The sequence below is a fragment of the Chryseobacterium sp. CP-77 genome, assembly GCF_036362765.1.
Lineage (GTDB): Bacteria > Bacteroidota > Bacteroidia > Flavobacteriales > Weeksellaceae > Chryseobacterium > Chryseobacterium cupriresistens.
The window spans coordinates 584,448-605,917 of the sequence record NZ_CP143637.1 but is presented as its reverse complement, the minus strand read 5'-3'; the positions used below and the strand labels follow the sequence as shown (position 1 = coordinate 605,917).

Genomic DNA, 21,470 nt, shown 5'->3' with positions numbered 1-21,470 from the left:
AAAACACCAAATCATGAAAACAAAATTCCAGGAAACTCTAAGCCGGGCCAATGAAGCCATTTTCCGATATCCAATGGTTTTGGTAATGGCTTTATTAGCTTCTGCCGGTGCCATATGTATTGCGGAAACAGATCGCTTTGAAATCACTTCTTATATCAAATTTACCATTTGTGCCTGCTTGGGAATTTCCCTGATGTTTGCATTAAAAATGCTGTCACAAAGAATCGGAAAAGAATTATTACTGCACGTATCCGGCGTTATCTTTCTCATCGGTTTTTATTGTATTCTCCCTGACAGAAAGGAAAGTTTTACAGAAGTGCATACTTATGTTATTGCTGTTACCGCTCTTCTCGTCCATTTACTCGTATCATTTATTCCGTTTCTGGAGAGAGACAGAGAGCTCAGGTTCTGGCAGTACAACAAAAATCTTTTTATCAATATCTTTCTTACTGCCGTATTTACAGGGGTTTTGACTGGTGGCGTTGAATTGGCAATTCTGGCCATTGATAAACTTTTTGATTTTAACTTTCATGACAGAATTTACAGAGATACTTTCTTTGTTCTCGCTATTTTCGGGAGTAGTTTTATATTCCTTTTATTTAATGATAAAGGCTTAAACAACCTTGAAAAAGATGGTACCTATCCTGTTGTTCTGAAGTTTTTCACTCAGTTTATTTTAATTCCTTTACTCCTGCTCTATGTAACGATCCTTTATTTCTATTCTGTTAAAATAGTCATCAACTGGCAGCTTCCGAGAGGCTGGGTTTCTTATCTTGTTTTAGCGTACAGCATCGTGGGAATTCTAGCATTGCTTCTTGTACATCCTCTGAAACAAGAAAACGCAAAATCCTGGGTCAGGATATTCTCAAAAGCGTTCTATTATACAATACTACCTTTGATTGTTCTGCTTTTCACTGCAATTTTTACCAGAATTTTAGAATATGGCTATACAGAACCAAGGTACTTTGTTCTCCTGCTTGCTTTATGGCTGTCAAGCATAGTTGTCTACTTTATTTTCAACAAAAAAGCCACCATAAAATTCTTTCCTGTCAGCTTATTTTTATTTGGTGTTTTTGCATTGATTTTCCCTTACCTTAATGCTTTTAGCGTGGCTAAAAGAAGTCAGAAAACGGAATTAATGAATATCTTAAAACAACATCAACTGATCAGTGCCGGCAAGATTAATTTCCAGAAAAAGGTTACAGATACAATCCGTACTGAAATTGCCAATAAATTTGAATTTCTGGCTGAAAGAAAACAAGGAGCATTCCTATCGGGTTTACTGAATGAAAAAGATCAGGCTGAATTGTCAGAAAATATTGAAAAAGGTTCCTTTTACAGCATCAATTACAGTATTCAGAATAAGTTTTCAGATGTGAATGTCACTGTAAAAAACAGGGCGTACGAAATGAACAGACTCGTTCTTGTTCGTGAAGAAAAGGCTGTAGAAATCGGGAATTATCAATATTTAATTTCTTTCCATCGTTATAGCAGAGATCCACAACAACTGAATAATGACCAGTTTGAGCTTACAGACCAACTGACAAAAAAATCCTCATTAAAACTAAGTTTAAATGATCAGGAAGAAGTAGATTTCGGACCACAGATCATTAAACTATTTGAGGAAAATAAAAACAAAACAGGAAACGTAAAACTTCCTGAAATTGCGATGGAATCTGACTTAGGCAAGTATCACGTTAAACTTATTTTCAATGAGATCACAAAGGAAAAATACTCTGAAAATGACACTGCCGATATTTATTACGAAAACGTTTACATTCTTATAAAATTAAAATAAGCGTTCCAATAAAAAAGAGACTACCTTCTGGATAGTCTCTTTTATTTATCTGAGTTGTATAATTTATCTGTTCGTTCCGGAACTCCAAAGCGGAGAGTTTCTTCCGTAGATCACAAGATTTCCGTCATCCTGAACGGATAACTTGTTTGCTCCTTTACCATCTGTATTTGAACTGAAGGCAACGCCATTTCCACGTGTATACACTACCAGATTACCATCTTCCTGGAAAATTGCTCTTACTCCTCTGCTGGTTGTCTTTGCTTCCCATACAGGAACACCGGATTTGTTATAAAATACCACAACATCTCACCACAAAATTATAATTAAATGATTTACTGGAAATTAAATTTCCATAAAAAAAGCGGCTTAAAAGCCGCTTCATATTTTTACCAACGATTTCCGCCTCCGCCACGGTTGTTACCATAGCCTCCGCCTCTATTGTTGTTGTTACCATAACCTCCACCTCTGTTGTTATCGAAGCTTCTTCTTGGTTTTTCTTCTCTTGGTTTAGCTTCAGATACGTTTAGAGTTTTTCCGTTGAATTCTTTTTGGTTAAGAGCTTCAATAGCTTGCTTTCCTTCTTCATCACCCATCTCTACGAAACCGAAACCTCTGGAACGACCAGTTTCTCTGTCTGTAACGATTTTAGCTGATGATACATCTCCAAATTCTGCGAATAGATCGTGCAACTCATACTCTTTAGTTGCGTAATTGATGTTTGAAACAAAAATGTTCATTTTAAATAAATTAAAAAATTAATAAAAATTTGGTATATAAAAGAAAAACAACATAAATTAATGAACAAATATTGATTCCAAATATAAACGTATGCAAGATACAATTAAAAATTTCAAATCAAAGCTTTTTTAACATATTTCTCACATTATGTTGAGTACAAGCGATCAAAAAGGATATAAAACCAATTTAAATAACTGAAAATCAAATAATTAAACGCCACGTTATCATTTAGTTAATTTATTTAACATTTGACGTAAAAAACAACCTTTATCCAACTTAATCCTGCATTTGTATTGACGCACTTATTTTCATTTTAAATTCGAAAAAACATCAAATCATCAACATATGAAACAGCATACCACCAATTACACAGATACTCTTATTGAAATTGCTGAAGACTGTCCGGTTTCCCAGGCACAGATTCCTCCGGAAAAGAAAACAAAGACACTCGCCAACCTTCAATATGAGAAGCTGATAAAACAGCCTTATCAATACTCGTCCGATGATCTTATTTTTGAATGTTATGCAATTAAAAATGATCTATCAGAAAGCGAAAAACAAAGTGAAAGAGAAAAATTCTTTTCCAAAGGCCAGCCCTGCCTCCGCTGCTCTCCTCTTGCAAAAAAATACGGATTCGGGTTTCATCACAATTCCGAAGGAAAAGTTGCCCTGATTCCTGTGGAGAGTGAAGAATATCAAACATTGCTGAATGAACCTTCCATAGCAAAAACAAAAGCCATGCGCTCCAAAAGAAAATGATTGAGAACATGAATAATTCTTTTCAGTTCAATAAATACTATTCTTTTGAAAAGATCAGCTTTTAACACTAAATTTGTACTTCAAATTATTAAAAGATATGAACTACCATACCAGAAAATGGGTGAAGCCCGAAGATTTAAATCCCAACCATTCACTTTTCGGAGGAAGACTTCTTCAATGGATTGACGAAGAAGCGGCATTGTATGCTATTATCCAATTGGAAAACACAAAAGTAGTAACCAAATTTATCTCTGAAATCAACTTCGTGAGCTCCGCCAAACAGGGAGATATTATAGAAATAGGAATTGAAGCTACTCATTTCGGTTCTTCTTCCATTACTTTAAGATGTGATGTAAGAAACAAAATGACGCATCAGACGATTATTACTGTAGAAAGAATTGTTATGGTCAACCTTGATGCGGAGGGCAATCCGGCTCCTCATGGTAAAACCCAGATTGAATTCGTAAAAGACAGGTTAAACAAAAGCTTATGAAAATATTCATAAAGAATATGGTCTGCAACAGATGTATTGCGGCAGTAGAAAATATTTTCCGCAATGCAGATGTAAGGATAAGCAATATCTTATTAGGTGAAGTAGAAACAGAGAATGAAATTTCACCTGAAAAAATGCAGATGATAGAAAAGGAATTGCTCGATACAGGTTTTGAAAGGATCATGGATTCTGCACATCAGACCGTAGAAAAAATCAAAAACCTGATTATTGTAAAAATAAGTGATCTTGATATCTCAGAAGATTTCCTGCTTTCAGAATTTTTAAGTTCAAAATTTCACAAGGATTACAGCGCTCTTTCAAAAACATTTTCACAAAACGAAAATATCACATTAGAGCAGTTCTTCATTCTTCAGAAAATTGAAAAGGTAAAGGAACTTCTTTTGTATAATGAATTCAATCTTACCGAAATCGCAGGAAAGCTTGGCTACAAAAGCGTTCAGCATCTTTCTTCCCAATTCCGCAATATAACCGGATTTACTCCGACAGAGTTTAAAAAACTTAAAGAACACCATCGCAAAGCGCTTGACAATCTTTAATATATTTGAGTGTTTGAGCGTTTAATGAGTGAAGGAGTTAAATATCCCTATCACACTTACAAACTCTCAAACCCTCTTACGCTTATACTCTCAACCTCTCCCACTCCACCTAATTTTATAACTATTATCCTTAAATTTATAACAACCTTAGGTTTCCATTTTGGAAATTTGTAGTATAAATTTAAGAATCATGGAACAACAGTATAAAATACTCGGAATGACCTGTTCCGGCTGCCAGAAAAAGATATCCAACCAACTGAACAGTGTTGAGGGCGTCACTGCCGATGTAAATCTGGAAACCCATACCGCCACCATCACTTCTGATCATGGAGTGAAACTTTCAGTTTTGAATGACGCTTTGGCAGAGATAGGAAAATACAGACTTGAAGATCCTGATAATCCTGAGAAAACTTTTATAAAACCTCAGGACCGTGTATCGCCGTCTTCTGTATACTATTGTCCGATGGAATGCGAAGGAGATAAGGTATATTTCAAACAGGGCGAAAGATGTCCTGTCTGTAAAATGTATCTGGTTCCTATTGAAGAAAAGCTGGCTAAGGATCCTAATCATAAACCAACCTATTCATCAACCAACCTTCCTGAAAACTTTAAAGACAGCATAGGAAAATACTATTGCCCGATGTTTTGCGAAGGGGATAAAGTATATGATGAAAAAGGCAGCTGCCCTGTTTGTCATATGGATTTGGAGCCCATCACTGAAGAACTTGTACAAAATGTAAGCCCTCATCAGCATCACGCTCATTCCCATGCTCACAACCATCACGATCACCATCACAGCCATCATCACGAAGCGCCAAAAGTGACCGATGAAATGGCCGGCAGATATTACTGTCCGATGTACTGTGAAGGTGACAAAACCTACGATTCCAATGTAGGATGTCCCGTTTGTGGAATGGACCTTGTAAAATATCCTGAAAAGAAAACCGCAAAATACACATGTCCTATGCATCCGGAAATCATCCGTGACGAACCGGGAGACTGCCCGATCTGTGGAATGGATCTCGTAAGAATGCCGGACAGCGGTGATAACGAAGAGGATGAAACTTATAATATTTTAAAAAGAAAATTTTTCATTTCACTGGCATTTACCATCCCGGTTTTCATTCTTTCAATGGGAGGAATGGTGATCAACTTCCCTTTCTCTCATCAGATCCAGGGATTTATTGAGCTTGCTTTGACTCTTCCTGTAATGTTTTATTCAGGATGGTTTCTGTTGAAAAGAGGCTGGATTTCCTTCAAAACATGGAACCTCAATATGTTCAGTCTGATTGCTCTGGGAGTTGCTGCTGCATTTATTTTCAGTATTGTTGCTCTGGTATTTCCAGACATTATTCCCCATGAAATTCGTGGACATAATCATGAAATCCCACTGTATTTTGAGGCAGTCTGTGTGATTTTAACCCTTGTTATTTTAGGTCAGCTGATGGAAGCAGCAGCTCATAAAAAAACTGGAAATGCCATCAAAGAATTAATGAACCTTTCACCGGATGAAGCCAACCTTATAATAAACGGTGAAGAAAAGAAAGTTCTGCTCTCCCAGGTGAAAATAGGAGATTTATTAAAAGTAAAACCAGGAGAAAAAATCCCGGTAGACGGAAAAATCATTGAAGGAAATTCTATCGTAGATGAAAGTATGATTACAGGAGAACCTGTTCCCGTTGAAAAAAGTGTAGACGATAAAGTATCTTCCGGAACCATCAACGGTAACCAGGTATTCATTATGAAGGCAGAAAAGGTAGGTGATGAAACACTGCTTTCCCAGATCATTAAAATGGTGAATGAAGCCAGCCGCAGCAAAGCTCCTATCCAGAAGCTTACCGATAAAGTTTCTAAAGTATTTGTTCCTGTAGTCATCCTTATTGCGGTGCTTACTTTTATTCTGTGGCAGTTTTTCGGTCCGGAAGGGAAAAGAACCTTATTTGCTTTTGTGAATGCTGTTGCAGTGCTTATTGTGGCTTGTCCCTGTGCCCTTGGGCTGGCAACTCCAATGTCTTTAATGGTTGGAATCGGAAAAGGTGCTAAAAATGGAATTCTGATCAAAAATGCAGAAGCTCTTGAACAGATGAATAAAGTAAATGTTCTGATTACCGATAAAACAGGAACTTTAACAGAGGGAAAACCTTCAGTAGAACATATTGAAACGGTAAACGGAGATCCGAATCACATTTTAAAACTGGCTTTTTCTCTGAACCAGAATTCTGAACACCCGCTTTCCAATGCCGTCATAAAAAGAGCAAAAGAAGGGAATATAAGTGCTGAAAAAGTAAATCAGTTTGAAAACATATCCGGAAAAGGAGTCAAAGGAAATATCAACGGTAAGACCGCTTATCTTGGAAATGAAAGTCTATTGACCTCGCATCAGATTATGATTCCGGAGAGCTTAAAACAGAAAGCAGTAGAAGTTCAGTCTAAAGCTCATACTATTTCTTATATCGCACAGGAACAGCAAGTGCTGGGATTTGTAAGCTTTACAGATAAAATTAAAGAAAGCTCTAAAAAAGCCGTAAAACAGCTGATGAGTGAAGGTATAGACGTTATCATGATGACCGGAGACAACGAACATACTGCCAAAGCTGTTGCTGATGAGTTAGGAATCAAACATTTCAAAGCCAACTGTCTTCCTGAAGACAAACTTAATGAGGTGAAAAAACTACAACAGCAGGGCAAAATTGTAGCGATGACGGGAGACGGAATCAATGACTCTCCTGCCCTTGCCCAATCCGATGTGGGCATTGCCATGGGAACAGGAACTGATGTTGCCATTGAAAGTGCTGAAATCACTTTATTAAAAGGTGATATCTTAGGTGTTGCAAAAGCTAAATTACTGAGTGAAAAGCTTCTCAAAAACATTAAGGAAAATCTGTTCTTCGCATTCATCTATAATGTACTGGGCGTTCCGGTTGCGGCAGGATTATTGTATCCATTCTTTGGAATTCTCTTATCACCAATGATTGCAGCTGCTGCGATGAGCTTCAGTTCCCTGTCTGTGATACTGAATTCATTGAGATTAAACTCCGTGGATCTGGATATAAAATAATAACATGACAAAAGAAAATCTTTACATAGGGTGTTCGGGATTTTATAATAATGACTGGAAAGGGTCTTTATATCCTGAAAATGCCCCAAGTAAAGATTTTCTTTCTTTATACTCAAAAACGTTCAATGCCGTAGAAATTAATTCTACTTTTTACAGGAAGCCAACCTCAAAAACACTGTTGAAGTGGCATGATGAAACACCCGACGGATTCAGATTTTTCATTAAAATTCCAAAGGCTATTACCCACCAAAACCGGCTTGAAAATTCCAAGGACGAGATTGCTGTATTCTGTGACCACATTCCGGACAGTCTGAAAGATAAACTTTCCGGATTTCTGTATCAGCTTCCTCCTTCCTTTAAAAATACGGCAGAGAATACAGAACGGATTATCAACAATATCGATTCCAGATTTCTGAACGTCATTGAATTCCGGCACAGCTCATGGTGGCAAAAAGAGATATTCGGTCTTTTAAAACAACATGATATTGTCTTCTCAGGCGTAAGTTTTCCAGGCCATCTTCCTGAAGATCTTATTATTAATCATCCGGAAATACTCTATTACAGACTTCATGGAAAACCTGTTCTTTACAAATCAGAATATAGTAAAGATTTCATAGATGCATTAGCTGAAAAGATTAAAAATGCCTCTCAAACCTCTTTTATTTTCTTTAATAATACCTGGGGAACGGCAGCTATTAAAAATTCGCTGTATTTAAAAAGCATTCTAAAATAATGAACTGACTGTAATGATTTGATTTTGTTAAAATAAAATAATTCCCCGTCAATTGAAGAATGTTGAAATCTTAACAAACATAGAAGAATACTATCGTTTTCATATTTATAAATGTTAAATTTTAAAGAAAAGAAAATCATAAATTTACAACTTGTCAGGTAATGGAAATCTCCCTTAAAATAAAGTTCTTAAAATAAACTTAAAAAGAAAAAACACTGCACAGCTTGGCATATAATTTGTTAATTTTCAACTGTTATTTTTAACGATTTTTAACAATTTAAAATTCCATTATTTTTATGAAAAAAATTTTTGCGGGAAAGTCAAAAAATATGACTTTTCTTGGGATGGTTGCATTGATGAGTGCAACTTCAGCATTACTGAACAGCTGTAATTTCAAAAACGAAGTGAATAATGACCCCGTCGTCAGTTCACAGGAACATCCTTCCGCAGAAATAGTCCCCGATAATAATGAAGAAGAAGTAGACCCTGATAAAAGAGTGATTTATCTTACTTTCGATGACGGCCCCAATCAGGGAACAGAAAATCTTTTAAAAATCCTTGACAAAAGAAACGTTTGCGCAACTGCCTTTCTGGTTGGTAAACATGCTTATGGAAGTAAAAGACAAAAAGATGATTTTCAGCTTTTGAAGCAAAATCCTCTTATAGAACTGGCCAATCACAGTTTCACGCACGCCCATAACAAATACACTGATTTTTATAAAAATGCTGATGCTGTAGTTCATGATTTTGATATTGCCAAAGACAGCCTGAAGCTTACTGATAAAATAGCAAGAACTCCGGGAAGAAATATCTGGAGACTCAACAATATTAACGTAACAGATATCAAAAGTTCAACAGCAGCTGCTGACGGTCTTAAAAAAGCTGGCTATAAAGTTATTGGCTGGGATCTTGAATGGAGACCTTCTCAAAAAATGACTTTAAAAGGAAGTCATGAAGCCATGATCAAGAAAGTAGACAGTATCTTCTTAAACGATCTTGAGAAGACATCGAGGCACCTTGTATTCCTTACCCACGACCAGTATCTTAGAGATGCAGACTCTATCAATGAACTGGATATGTTTATTGAGAAATTGCAGAAGAGCAACAAATTTGTGTTCAGAAAAATATCTCAATATCCTAAAATCAATGAGGTTTTGAATTAATAACCCCAGAAGACCTGATATCACTAAGCTTTGAACATTCAGAGAATTTTCGGACATTTGTATTATGAGTATTAAAGAGAACTACAACACTATAAAAAGCCAGCTGCCATCTACTGTGCAGCTGGTTGCCGTTTCTAAAACCCATCCGGTTTCTGCAGTACAGGAAGTCTATGATCTCGGACAGAAGGTTTTTGGAGAAAACAAGGTTCAGGAACTGATGGAAAAAGCTCCTCTCCTTCCTCAGGATATCCAATGGCACCTGATCGGACACTTACAAACTAACAAAGTAAAGTACATTGCTCCTTTCATAGATACCATACAAAGTGTGGATTCTGAAAGATTATTAACAGAAATCAATAAAGAAGCAGAAAAAAATAACAGAATCATCAAAGTCCTTCTGCAGGTAAAAATTGCAGCTGAGGATAGCAAGTTCGGGCTTGAAATTTCTGAAGCAAAAGATCTTTTCCAGCAATACATTGAAGGTAAATTTCCGCATGTTGAAATTACCGGCCTCATGGGAATGGCCACATTCACCGATGAGGAGCAGCAGGTTAGAAATGAGTTTTTAACCCTAAAGAAGCTTTTTGATGAATTAAATCAATCAAAAACATTAAATACCCTATCAATGGGAATGAGTGATGATTTCCCGATAGCGATCGAGTGTGGGGCCAACTCTGTGAGGGTCGGATCTGCCATTTTCGGGAGAAGAGACTACTCCAAATAGAATATTTAGGTACAGTTTTTGCTAATAATTGAAACAAAAAATTTAAATTTGCAACTATGCAAAAAATCCTTATAGTAGAAGACGAAAAAGCAATCTCGGGAGTACTTCACAGTATTCTTTCGGATGAACTCACCGATTATGAATTTGTTATTGCCGAAGATGGCCTTGAAGGTTACAAGCAGGTGGAAAAAGAAGATTTCGCATTGGTGATTTCTGATATCAAGATGCCTAAGCTTTCAGGAACCGAGCTTTTGAAACAAAGTCTTGCCTTAAAACCGGAAACTACTTTTATCATGATCTCAGGCCACGCAGACATCGATTCTGCTGTTTCCTGCCTGAAAGAGGGTGCATATGATTTTATTTCCAAGCCCATTGACATCAACAGACTTATTACAAGTGTGAAAAATGCATTGGTAAAAGAAACCCTGAAGAAAGAAAACAAAAACCTTCAGACAGAAAATAAAACCTTAAAGAAAAAAGTAAGTAAAAAATACCAGATGATCGGTACCTCTCCTGCTCTTCAAAAGATTCAGGATATGATTGAAAAGGTAGCCGCTTCTGATGCCAGAGTTCTGATCACCGGGCCTAACGGTGCAGGAAAGGAGTTGGTAGCTCATGCGATCCACAATCAAAGTGAGCGTGCAAGAGGTCCTATGGTAGAGGTCAACTGTGCTGCGATTCCGTCTGAACTTATTGAGTCTGAACTTTTCGGACACGTAAAAGGATCTTTTACAGGTGCTATTAAAGATAAGCAGGGAAAATTTGAACAGGCTAATGGTGGAACCATTTTCCTTGATGAGATTGGAGATATGAGCCTTATTGCTCAGGCTAAGGTATTAAGAGCACTTCAGGAAAGCAAAGTTTCTCCTGTGGGAAGTGATAAAGAAATTAAAGTTGACGTAAGAGTAATTGCGGCAACCAATAAAAATATGCAGAAAGAAATTGAGGAGGGGAAATTCAGAGAAGACCTTTATCACAGACTTTCTGTTATTGAAATCTATGTTCCGCCATTGGATGAAAGAAAAGAAGATATCAAATTATTGGTTGAGCACTTTTCAGGAATGATTGCTGATGAGCATGGTACTGCTGCGAAAAAGTTTGATGATAAAGCTATTGATGCTTTAAAAGCGCTTTCGTGGACTGGAAATATCCGAGAATTAAGGAATGTTGTTGAAAGATTGATTATTCTTGGTGGAAACACTGTTTCCGAAGGTGACGTTGCAAGTTTTGTAAGGAAATAATAAGCTATTATTTACCATATTATAAAAATTTGCAGTGTTACCACTGCAAATTTTTTTTTGACCCTATTTGAATGATAAACTATATGAATCTTAAAATATTATGAACTTTTTAAACAAAAATTATACGAAAGAATGCCTGACTTTGGCTCTGCCTGTGATGCTTACCCAGGTGGGGCAGGTTTCAGTAAACTTATTCGATAATATTATTGTCGGAAAATTGTTGGGTGCCGATGCGCTGGCATCCGTTTCATTGGGAAATGCTGTATTTTTCTCCATATTTGTACTAGCCCTGGGCTTTTCATTTGCGATTCCGCCATTGGTTTCGGAAGCACATTCCAGAGAGGATCATGCTACGATCAACTCTGTTTTCAGCCACGGTTTTATTATCAATATGTCTGTAGGGATTATCCTGATGGTCATCTTATTGTTGGGAATGCCGCTGCTCTATCATTCCGGCCAGCCTGCCAAGATCATTCCTGATACGGTAAGCTTCCTGAGCATAATGGTAGTGAGTATGATTCCATTCATGGCATTTCAGACCCTTCGTGAAGTTTCTGAAGGACTTTCCTATACGATTGGAGTTACTAAAGCAACCATTATTGCCAATATCATCAATATTGCCCTAAACTACGTATTTATCAAAGGACTTTGGGGAATACCTCCAATGGGAGTTAAGGGATCTGCTTTAGCAACTTTGATTTCCAGAATTTTCATGGTGGTTTTCCTTTATTTTGTATTGCTTAAAGAAAAAAGAACAAGACGTTATATCAAAGATTTTTCTTTAAAAATTCAGAATTTTTCAAAGCAGATGTTTGATAAAATGGTAAAACTGGGATTGCCTACAGCGCTACAGATGTTCTTTGAAGTAACCGCTTTTGCCGGAGCTGCATTTATCTGTGGATTGATCTCAGCACACGATATTGCTTCCCATCAGATCGCTTTAAGTATGGCTTCATTTACTTTCAACCTTTGTGTCGGTTTCAGTGTTGCCTCTACCGTAATGATTGGCAGAAAACTGGGTGAACAGAACTTTGTTGAATTGAGAAAAGTAGGAATCAACAACCTGAAAATTGCTTTTATTTTCATGTGCATCTGTGGACTGGTATTTATTTTAGGCAGAAATATACTTCCGACTTTCTTCACGAAAAAAGAAGAAGTGGAAGTGATTACACTGGCTGCGAAATTAATGATCATCGCCGCTTTATTCCAGCTTTCTGATGGAATTCAGGTGACTGCATTAGGAATGTTAAGAGGTTTGCAGGATGTGAAAATTCCTTCTATTTATACCTTTATTGCATACTGGGTGATTACCATTCCTTTGGGATATTTCTTCTGTGTTACTTTGGAAATGGGCGCATTCGGAATGTGGATCGCACTTGGACTGGGATTAACAGTCTCCGCTGTTTTCCTGGTGAAACGATTCCTGAATATGTCTGCTAAAAGAATGAAGCAGAATTTATAAAAACAAAAAGCTGTTTCAATATTTGAGACAGCTTTTTTTATTCTTTTTTACAGCAGAACATGATTGATGCCCTTCCTTCACATTATGTGTATTTTCTAAACACCAATAGCACCAATTAATTCACGAATAGACACAAGGTATTTATTTTCGTGTTTAATTTAATCTATCCTCTTTCCTAAGATCTTCAGACTTCTTTCCACACCATCCAGAATCGCTACATTAGGAAGACTTCCCCAATCTTCAAATCCAAAGTGTCTGAATAGTTTTAAACTTGGCTCATTATGAAGGAAAATAAGGGCTACAAGATTTTTTACTCCAAATTTTCCGGCGTTATCAATACAATACTGAAGAATGGTTTTTCCGTATCCTTTTCCTCTGCAGGATTCATCCAGATAAATACTTACTTCTACCGTACCGTTATACGCAGCCCTTTCATGGAATGAACTGAAACTTACCCAACCAACGGTTTGCTTCTGGTCATCTTCAACTACCCAAAGCGGCCTTGTCTGGGGATTATGCTCTTCAAACCATTTTAGCTTGCTTTCCACAGAAACTTCTTCCATATCTGCAGTCACCATTCTTGAGGCAATTGTTGAATTATATATAGCTACGATTTTATTTAAATCTGCCAACTCAGCATTTCTGAATTTTAATTTTTCCATGAATATTAGATTCAACTAATTCTAATACAAAAATACAAAATTTTACCCCCCCCCTGTAGATTTAATATATTTTATCCAAATTTTAATATTAAAACAGAAAAACCCTTGTAATAACACCAACACTCGCATCTGTTTTAATGTTTTTTTTGGAATACGCAAAGGCGCAATAAGATTGAAAGCTAGAATATTTTTAAGGCGCAACGATTTTATCTTCGATAAAATTAAATTCTGATCATTTTATTGCTTGAGGATTATGCTGATTAAAATTGCTAGTGAAAAATCTACGCAATCTCTTCATTCTGCGGGAAAAATTACCGTAATTCCATTAGCATATTCAACAAAATTATTTCAAATCTTTTAAAATTCTATTTAAACTTCTTACTGCAATTCCGAGATAGGCTGCCATATCTTCTTTGGAAATTTGAATATTTTGCTTAGCCTGCATTTGTAACAATTGTTTTAAAGTATGTTCTACCGTATACAACTGTTGATAGGATGCCCTGCTGGAAGTATTGATAATTCGTTCTGCAAAAGACTCTAAAAGAAGATGGTTCAGGGCAAGATCATTTTTAATCAAAGCTTTAAAAACGGGAATCTTTACTGCATATACTTTCACTTCATTGAGAGCCTCAATACTGCACAGACAGTTTATATTTTTAATCAATTCCATTTCCCCGATGATTTCCCCGCTTCCCAGAAACTCAACAATATATTCTTTTCCGTTTTCTTCGGCGAGAAAGCATTTGACAATCCCTTCCTTAATCATCATGACATGAGAAAGCTGATGATCCTGTATCAGTATTTTATCCCCTGCAGAAAAAGATTTCACAATAATATCATCACTCCTGTTCTGCTTTTTGTGCAGTTCATCAAGATAGTTTAAAAATGTCTGATTCGTCCTTAACATATTCTCCCGGGACAAATGTCCTTTTCTTATTGAGTTTTTATACTGAATTTTGCGGACAGAAAATTACAAAACAAAAATGAATAATCATATTACAACCATTGCTTTTGATGCGGATGATACACTTTGGATCAACGAACCTTATTTTCAGGAAGCAGAAAAAGAATTCTGTGTACTTCTTGAAGATTATCTTCCCCAACATTCGGTATCACAGGAATTGTTTACAACAGAAATGCAGAATCTTCATCTGTACGGTTATGGAGTAAAAGGATTTATGCTTTGTATGGTTGAAACCATATCCAGAATATCCGACAATACAGCCTCATTAGAATTGGTTAATAAAGCTATTCAACTAGGCCGGGAGCTTCTGCAGAAACCTATTGAATTGCTGGATGGCGTTACAGAAACCCTTGAAAGTTTAAAAGGAAAATACAGGCTGGTTGTTGCTACGAAAGGAGACCTGCTGGATCAGGAGCGTAAATTGAAAAATTCCGGTTTACAGGAGTACTTCCACCACATTGAAATCATGAGTGACAAAAAAGAAAATGACTATAAAAAACTGCTGAAACATCTGGATTGCCAGCCTGAAAACTTTCTGATGCTTGGAAATTCTATCAAATCAGATATTTTACCGGTACTGGAAATCGGAGGTTTTGCAGCACATATTCCTTACCATGTCACATGGAGCCATGAACAGCATGATGTTAATCTGGAACATCCGAATTTTATGGAGCTTAAGAGTATTGATGAGATTTTGAAGTGCTTTTAAATACGATATAGCAACGCCCCAACTTCCTTATTATATTTTTTAATCAAAAAAAGAGACTGTTTATAGCAAACAGTCTCTTTTGTCATTTATTTCTTCAAACACTTTTCAAGGAACTGATCCTGTTCCCATAAAAGGTGTAAGATATTTTCTTTAGCCTGGTATCCGTGAGCTTCTTTTGGAAGAAGAACCATTTTTACCGGAGCCCCCAGGTTTTTCAATGCCTGGAAGTATCTCTCCGTCTGCAAAGTAAATGTTCCCGGGTTATTATCTGCATCACCGTGAATCAGAAGAAGCGGTGTCTTCATTTTGTCTGCATGCATGAACGGAGACATCGTATTATAGATTTCCGGAACATCCCAATAGTTTCTTTGTTCACTCTGGAATCCGAATGGTGTTAATGTTCTGTTATAAGCACCACTTCTTGCAATTCCACATGCAAAAAGATTAGAATGGGTCAAAAGATTTGCGGTCATGAAGGCACCGTAAGAATGTCCTCCAACAGCCACTTTCTTTTTGTCGATATATCCCAGATGATCCACTGCATCGATAGCAGCAGCAGCATTGGCTACCAATTGCGGAATGAAGGTATCATTAGGTTCTGTTTTTCCTTCACCGATAATCGGGAAAGCGGCATCATCCAGAACAGCATATCCTTTCGTTGTCCAATACACAAAAGATCCGTAATACGGGAATGTAAAGTCATTTGGGTTTTGGGTGTTCTGTCCTGCTGTATTTTTATCTTTATATTCAGTTGGATAAGCCCAGATTAGCAACGGAAGCTTCTCTTTTTTTGCTTTTCTGTCGTAATTGGCAGGAAGATAAAGAGTTCCTGTTAAGGTAACACCATCATTTCTCTTATAGGTAATCACTTCTTTGTAAACGTCTTTGATACTTTCAAAAGGATTGGCAAAATTGGTTACAGCTTCTGCTTTATTGGATTTAATATTCTTTCTGAAGTAATTCGGATAAAGACTTGGTGACTGCTGAGTTGTAAGGACTTCACCCTTTGAAGCATTAAGGATATCAATGATTTCTTCTTTACCGTTTTTTATATCAGACGTGTAAAGTCTTTTCTTTTTCAGTGATTTAACATCCATTTCGTCAATAAATGGGTGCTGGCCGTCTTTGGTAAATCCGTCCCCGATCAGATAGGCTTTTCCACCTTTCATATCGATTACATATCTCCCGTATTGGTTTTTCGTTGTGTTAAATCTTCCCGGATCGCTGTATACATCCTGATAATTTCTGTCATCAAAAACTTTGGATTCTCCGTTGTTAATATCTATCAGGTAAGATTTTGTATTTCGTGTGTCATACCAGCCTTCAGAAACAATCGCATAATGATCATTGGTCCAGACTACGTCTTCATATCTCTGTCTGGTTTTAAAGAAGGATTTTGGAGCTGCTGTAAACGGAGCTTCCCAGGTAAATATTTCATCTCTGTAATCTGCTTTTTTAGACTGGTCTCCTCCATCCAAAGCTTCAGCATAGGTAAGCGTAGCAGGAGCATCACTTCTCCATGCCATATCTCTTTTTCCGGTTCTTACAGAAGAAAATCCTTTCGGCATGATTTCATTCAACGGAACATCATTTACTGTTTTCACAATATTTCCTTTCATATCATAGACAACCGTTGTGGATGGGAACCTATTAAGCGGAACGATATAGGAAAATGGTTTCTTGATCATGGTAGCCATCAGATAGTTTCCGTCCGGAGAAAAACTTAAGCCGGCATACATATCCTGATCTTTCAGTTTCTTAAGATTTCCTGTAAGATCTACGTTGTAAAGTTCGGAAGCTGTAAGGGTCTCAAAGTTTTTTTCGTCCTGAGGATTCTTCAAAAGATCCTGATACGTTCTGTTCTGGGAAACCTTACCGTCTGCTGTTGAAACAATCGGGCCTGTAGGAAGATCTTTAGTGGCATCTATAAGAGCAGCTCTGTTTTGCGGAAGTGTTCTGATCAGGAAGCTTTGAGAGTCATTATACCATACATAAGGCATTCCCAGATTGGCATTCAGATTATCTGCTGTAATTTTTTTAGCAGATGCAGTTTCCATATCCACTACCCAAAGCTCTACTCCTTTGGCGGTTGTATTGGTAAAAGCCAGTTTTTTTTCATCCGGTGAAAACGAAACGTAGGCAATTTTTGGATTGGAAGGCAGATTTTTTACCTGAATCTCATTTTTATCATTGATCTTTCTGATCTTCAGATTATTTGAGTAGGTCATGCTACTTGAAATATTCGTAACCGGGTTGATTCTAAGTCCACCAAGCTTCATTTCACTCTGGCTGAGATCTTCTAATGTTTTATATGTTGGACGATAGGTAAAAACTACCCAGTCTTTTTTGCTGTTCATCAGAACACCTGGAGGTCTGTCATAATCTGCCAGTTTTAAAATCTCAGCAGAAGGCTTTTGATACGTAATATTTTCCTGTGCATCATAAAAATTGAGAAATGCCAGAAGGCAAATAGTCAGTTTTATCTTCATATAAATTCATTTTCTACGAATGTAGTGAATTTTAAAAGAATTTTAACATTAAAAAGACTCTTACCGCATTGCAATTATTAAAAACAGAAAGGCACTTCATTCCTGAAGTGCCTTTTATTTATTGTGCTGTAAAATTACCAGTCTGAAGCTCTTTTCCTTCTTTCTATCATATGATCTACTGAAACTTTCCCGGCTCCAGTTACCATGAGCAGAAGATAAACAGAAAGATAGACAAGTGCCATTTCTCTTTTCTCAAAAGGATCTGCTCCATGTACTGCAAAAGCAGCAATGATCATGGTAAAGATCAGGAAGCCTAAAGAAACTCTTGTAAAAAGCCCTAAAATAAGTAGTATCGAACATACAAATTCAGCAAAAACCGTAAGAATCAGTGAAATCTGAGGGCCAAGTCCCATAAAATCGAAAAACTCAATTTTACCGCCTGCCAACAGCATCTGAAGTTTTGGAAAACCATGTGACAGCATGGCAAAACCAACAAACACTCTCACTGCTAATAATATAATATCTTTAGGTATTGAGCTCCAATTTGAATTATTATAGTTCATCTACTAAAAAATTTATACTAAGGTAATAAAAATCTTTTAATACAACGGGATTCCGGCTATTTTAGTTTATCTGTAACCGAAATTTTTAAGATCTCTATCGTTCTTTCTCCAGTCTTTTTTCACTTTTACAAATAAGTTCAAATGAATTTTTTTGGTGAAAAACTTCTCCAGATCTATTCTGGCTTCAGTTCCTACTTTCTTGATCGCTTCTCCCTTATGCCCGATAATAATTCCCTTCTGAGTATCTCTTTCAACATAAATAATTGAATCAATAAAGATAATTCCTTCTTTCTCCTTGAACTGTTCTGTTACCACTTCTACAGAATAGGGAATTTCCTTATCATAATTCAAAAGGATTTTCTCACGAATGGCCTCATTTACAAAAAATCTTTCCGGTTTATCGGTGTACTGATCTTTATCGTAGTAAGGAGGATTTTCTGGAAGCAGAGATTTTATTTTAGGTAAAATAACTTCAGTGTTGAAGGCATTCAGGGCAGAAATAGGCAGAATTTCAGCTTTTGGAATTCTGTTGTGCCATTCTTCCACCAATTTTTCAAGACCTGCCTGATCGGTCTGGTCTACTTTATTCAAGAGAAGAAGTACAGGTACGGGGATTTTATTCAGTTTATCAATTAAGAATTCTGATGGTTCCGCTTTATCGGTAACGTCTACAATAAACAGGAAAACGTCAGCATCCTGCAAAGAATCCTTTACAAAATCCATCATTTTTTCCTGCAGTCCGTATTTTGGATCCAATACTCCCGGAGTATCAGAAAATACAATCTGAAGGTCATCTTCATTATAAATACCAAAAATTCTGTGGCGGGTTGTCTGAGCTTTCTGCGTTACAATCGCCAGCTTCTCCCCCATTAATTGGTTGAGCAAGGTCGATTTTCCTGCATTGGGCTTTCCAACTATATTTACAAATCCTGCTTTGTGCATAAAAATAATATTACGAACTGCAAAGTTAGTAAAACAAAATTGGTCTTTACGGTTAATCTTAATTTTTAAAGGAAAAAAGAGAGTTATAGTTTGAAATAAGGGATATTGAAGAGGAAGTCTAAAGGGATTCGATGGCTGAGCTAACCACCTCCGCCAAAAATTCTTTGAATTTTCTACATCCCTCAGGAAGAAGTGAATTTTGCTATTTTCGTGGTAATATTGGCAATAAATAAGCTGAATCAGGAAGAATTTTGATCGTATTCATTACAAGATTTCTGATAAAAATTAAGGAATAATTTTGTATTGCATTACTTAAAACTGATATTTTTGAATATTAGAATTCATCTTTATGAATATAGACCAGATTCTTGATAAGATTTACCTTCTTCCTGAAGCATCAAAAAACAGCTTAAAAGAACATATTACCGAAGTTTCCCATCCTAAAGGATTTTGTCTGATGGAAGCCGACAAAGTGATTCCTTATCTTTATTTTATACGAAAAGGGATTGCAAGAGCCTATTCTTCAACAGCTGACAATGATATTACCTTCTGGTTCGGAAGCGAAGGTCAATGCGTTCTCTCGATGAAAAGCTATGTGAAAGATCAACCCGGCTACGAGAGCATCGAGCTTCTGGAAGACTGCGATCTCTATCGAATGGAAACGGAAAGCCTCAGAAAACTGTTCAATGAAGATATTCATATTGCCAACTGGGGGCGAAAGCTTGCTGAAGCAGAAATGATAAAATCCGAAGAACTGATTATTTCAAGACAGTTTAAAACTTCTCTGGAACGCTACAAAGATATTATGACCTATCAGCCTGAGCTTCTTAAAAGAGTACAGCTGGGTTATATTGCGTCTTATCTTGGGATTACGCAGGTAAGTCTGAGCAGAATAAGGGCGGAGATAAAATAAATGTAAAGATTCAAAGATTGAAGAATTGAAAGATTTAAATATTCTTATGTTTTGGCTAAATCCAAAGGAATGATTATCTACATTGAAAGCGGACTAAAGTCTGCTCCTATTGATATGATGGCAGAAATCTATTCAAATCCTCCAGCTTCCAGCTTCATTCTTTCAACTTCTAGCTTGCCTTCATTTTTTAACAATTGTAAATTTTTTTCTCCTGTCAAATTCTGAACTTTGGAGTAGAAAAATTTAAAAAATGAATTGGTTACTATTAGTTATCGCAGGATTATTTGAAGTTGCCTTCGCATCATGCCTGGGAAAGGCAAAGGAAACGTCAGGAACTGAAATGTACCTGTGGTACGCGGGATTTCTGATCACCATGACGATCAGTATGCTTTTGCTGATTAAAGCAACTCAAACGCTGCCTATCGGGACTGCTTATGCAGTATGGACGGGCATCGGAGCAGTGGGAACTGCCTTAATGGGAATTATCTTTTTTAAGGATCCTGTAAGTTTCTGGAGGGTATTTTTTATTGTAACACTTATCGGTTCTGTGGTAGGATTAAAGGCTGTATCTTCATCACACTAGAAAGCGCATAAACTTCTAACAATATTTAAAAATGGGCCGTCTTCGTCATGAAGGCGGTTTTTGTCTGTCTTAATTTTCATTTTGATGATCCTTATAAAAAGAGCAAACAGTAAGTAATTCTTTTATATCTTTACCGGAAACTTTTAACCTATGAAAAAAATTCTATTCCTTTTAGCAGGTGGTTTACTGACTGCCCAGCAAACTTCTGAACTGCTTTCCAATAATTGGTATATCTCCAAAATGGTGACCAGTAGCGGCCAGACCACCAACACACCTTTAATAGATAATGGAGTGCCTGCTACTACATTTAATTCGGCAGGAGGAACAAGCTATGTTATTAATTCCAGATATTATAATACATCCATGATGAGTTTCGGAGTTATGCCTGGAAGTAACAATCTTATCAAAACAGCCAGCTCGTGTACTCTTTTGTTTTATAATGGCGGAAACGCTCCAGCTGTTCGGGCCTACGATCAGAAAAACTGTGACACTTACGTTTCGGGAGCCTATGCTTCTATATACAGCTATCAGATTATCACAAATGGCAGCCTCAAAACACTGATAATAACGGATCCTTCAGGAAATAAGGTCTATTACAACAATAATACTGCACAAATGAGTACTAAAGAAACTGATGCCGCTGCAAAAACGTTTAAAGCATATCCAAATCCTGTAAAAGAGGTCCTTCATATTGAAAATATTGAGAGAAACCTTTCCCTTAAGATCTACGATATATCAGGAAAACTGGTATTTGAAACGACAACTAACGGCAGCAAAACGTCAATTGATACAGGCGGTTTACAGAAAGGACAATATATGATCAAGATAGAAAATTATAAGCCATATCCTTTTGTCAAAGAATAACAACTGACTTTTCAATTATACAAAACCCGTTTCAAAAGTTGAAACGGGTTTTTAT

21 protein-coding genes are annotated in these 21,470 nt (G+C 36.7%); 14 read left to right on the top strand and 7 right to left on the bottom strand.

The features are described 5' to 3' along the window. Window positions 1-13: 13 nt before the first annotated feature. On the top strand, window positions 14-1,798 hold the full coding sequence (locus V0410_RS02605; RefSeq protein ID WP_330746193.1) for a DUF4153 domain-containing protein: 1,785 nt from the start codon (window positions 14-16) through the stop codon (window positions 1,796-1,798). A gap of 63 nt (window positions 1,799-1,861) precedes the next feature. Here V0410_RS02605 and V0410_RS02600 read toward each other — a convergent pair whose 3' ends face one another. Both V0410_RS02600 and V0410_RS02595 read right to left on the bottom strand, forming a co-directional pair. Beyond that, window positions 1,862-2,098: a hypothetical protein gene (locus V0410_RS02600; protein ID WP_330746192.1), complete on the bottom strand. Its 237-nt coding sequence runs from the start codon at window positions 2,096-2,098 to the stop codon at window positions 1,862-1,864. A gap of 86 nt (window positions 2,099-2,184) precedes the next feature. Then, a complete protein-coding gene (locus V0410_RS02595) occupies window positions 2,185-2,535 on the bottom strand; it encodes an RNA recognition motif domain-containing protein (RefSeq protein ID WP_034696719.1) in 351 nt (116 codons plus the stop codon). Between the two features lie 346 nt (window positions 2,536-2,881). Between V0410_RS02595 and V0410_RS02590 the strand changes: the two genes are divergently transcribed. The 9 genes from V0410_RS02590 (at window position 2,882) to V0410_RS02550 (ending at window position 12,726) form a co-directional block, all read left to right on the top strand. Further along, a complete protein-coding gene (locus tag V0410_RS02590; RefSeq protein WP_330746191.1) occupies window positions 2,882-3,295 on the top strand; it encodes a DUF6157 family protein in 414 nt (137 codons plus the stop codon). A 97-nt stretch (window positions 3,296-3,392) separates the two neighbouring features. After that, window positions 3,393-3,788: an acyl-CoA thioesterase gene (locus V0410_RS02585; protein WP_137903989.1), complete on the top strand. Its 396-nt coding sequence runs from the start codon at window positions 3,393-3,395 to the stop codon at window positions 3,786-3,788. Beyond that, window positions 3,785-4,345 (top strand): helix-turn-helix domain-containing protein, encoded by a 561-nt coding sequence (locus V0410_RS02580; RefSeq protein WP_330746190.1) that lies wholly within the window; start codon window positions 3,785-3,787, stop codon window positions 4,343-4,345. The genes V0410_RS02585 and V0410_RS02580 overlap by 4 nt, the downstream gene beginning before the upstream one ends. A 190-nt stretch (window positions 4,346-4,535) precedes the next feature. Then, entirely contained in the window at window positions 4,536-7,403 is a 2,868-nt protein-coding gene (locus V0410_RS02575) for a heavy metal translocating P-type ATPase (protein ID WP_330746189.1), read from the top strand. 4 nt (window positions 7,404-7,407) lie between these two features. Then, on the top strand, window positions 7,408-8,136 hold the full coding sequence (locus V0410_RS02570) for a DUF72 domain-containing protein (protein ID WP_330746188.1): 729 nt from the start codon (window positions 7,408-7,410) through the stop codon (window positions 8,134-8,136). A gap of 296 nt (window positions 8,137-8,432) precedes the next feature. Then, complete coding sequence (locus V0410_RS02565; protein WP_330746187.1) at window positions 8,433-9,299, top strand: polysaccharide deacetylase family protein; 867 nt, start codon at window positions 8,433-8,435, stop codon at window positions 9,297-9,299. 64 nt (window positions 9,300-9,363) lie between these two features. Next, the gene (locus V0410_RS02560; RefSeq protein ID WP_330746186.1) at window positions 9,364-10,023 is read left to right on the top strand and encodes a YggS family pyridoxal phosphate-dependent enzyme; all 660 of its coding nucleotides are present in this window, start codon (window positions 9,364-9,366) and stop codon (window positions 10,021-10,023) included. A 56-nt stretch (window positions 10,024-10,079) separates the two neighbouring features. Then, window positions 10,080-11,264, top strand: a complete 1,185-nt coding sequence (locus tag V0410_RS02555) for a sigma-54-dependent transcriptional regulator (protein ID WP_110008675.1) — start codon at window positions 10,080-10,082, stop codon at window positions 11,262-11,264. A 100-nt stretch (window positions 11,265-11,364) separates the two neighbouring features. After that, the gene (locus V0410_RS02550) at window positions 11,365-12,726 is read left to right on the top strand and encodes an MATE family efflux transporter (protein ID WP_330746185.1); all 1,362 of its coding nucleotides are present in this window, start codon (window positions 11,365-11,367) and stop codon (window positions 12,724-12,726) included. Window positions 12,727-12,884: 158 nt separating this feature from the next. Here the strand turns inward: V0410_RS02550 and V0410_RS02545 are convergent, their stop codons facing one another. Then, window positions 12,885-13,388, bottom strand: a complete 504-nt coding sequence (locus V0410_RS02545; RefSeq protein WP_330746184.1) for a GNAT family N-acetyltransferase — start codon at window positions 13,386-13,388, stop codon at window positions 12,885-12,887. 343 nt (window positions 13,389-13,731) lie between these two features. Continuing rightward, complete coding sequence (locus V0410_RS02540; RefSeq protein WP_330746183.1) at window positions 13,732-14,295, bottom strand: Crp/Fnr family transcriptional regulator; 564 nt, start codon at window positions 14,293-14,295, stop codon at window positions 13,732-13,734. Between the two features lie 76 nt (window positions 14,296-14,371). On the opposite strand from V0410_RS02540, the gene V0410_RS02535 reads away from it, so the two are divergent. Continuing rightward, window positions 14,372-15,061, top strand: a complete 690-nt coding sequence (locus tag V0410_RS02535) for an HAD family hydrolase (protein ID WP_330746182.1) — start codon at window positions 14,372-14,374, stop codon at window positions 15,059-15,061. A gap of 86 nt (window positions 15,062-15,147) precedes the next feature. Here V0410_RS02535 and V0410_RS02530 read toward each other — a convergent pair whose 3' ends face one another. From V0410_RS02530 to era, 3 genes are all read right to left on the bottom strand, one after another. After that, window positions 15,148-17,550 (bottom strand): alpha/beta hydrolase family protein, encoded by a 2,403-nt coding sequence (locus tag V0410_RS02530; protein ID WP_330746181.1) that lies wholly within the window; start codon window positions 17,548-17,550, stop codon window positions 15,148-15,150. Between the two features lie 134 nt (window positions 17,551-17,684). Then, entirely contained in the window at window positions 17,685-18,113 is a 429-nt protein-coding gene (locus tag V0410_RS02525) for a DoxX family protein (RefSeq protein WP_110008670.1), read from the bottom strand. A gap of 66 nt (window positions 18,114-18,179) precedes the next feature. Then, complete coding sequence (era, locus tag V0410_RS02520) at window positions 18,180-19,055, bottom strand: GTPase Era (protein ID WP_110008669.1); 876 nt, start codon at window positions 19,053-19,055, stop codon at window positions 18,180-18,182. A 349-nt stretch (window positions 19,056-19,404) separates the two neighbouring features. Between era and V0410_RS02515 the strand changes: the two genes are divergently transcribed. The 3 genes from V0410_RS02515 to V0410_RS02505 all read left to right on the top strand — a co-directional run bounded on the left by V0410_RS02515 (window position 19,405) and on the right by V0410_RS02505 (window position 21,415). Continuing rightward, window positions 19,405-19,968 (top strand): Crp/Fnr family transcriptional regulator, encoded by a 564-nt coding sequence (locus V0410_RS02515; RefSeq protein WP_330746180.1) that lies wholly within the window; start codon window positions 19,405-19,407, stop codon window positions 19,966-19,968. A 250-nt stretch (window positions 19,969-20,218) separates the two neighbouring features. Beyond that, window positions 20,219-20,551 (top strand): DMT family transporter, encoded by a 333-nt coding sequence (locus tag V0410_RS02510; RefSeq protein WP_202842646.1) that lies wholly within the window; start codon window positions 20,219-20,221, stop codon window positions 20,549-20,551. A 150-nt stretch (window positions 20,552-20,701) separates the two neighbouring features. Next, entirely contained in the window at window positions 20,702-21,415 is a 714-nt protein-coding gene (locus tag V0410_RS02505) for a T9SS type A sorting domain-containing protein (protein ID WP_330746179.1), read from the top strand. Window positions 21,416-21,470: the final 55 nt, after the last annotated feature.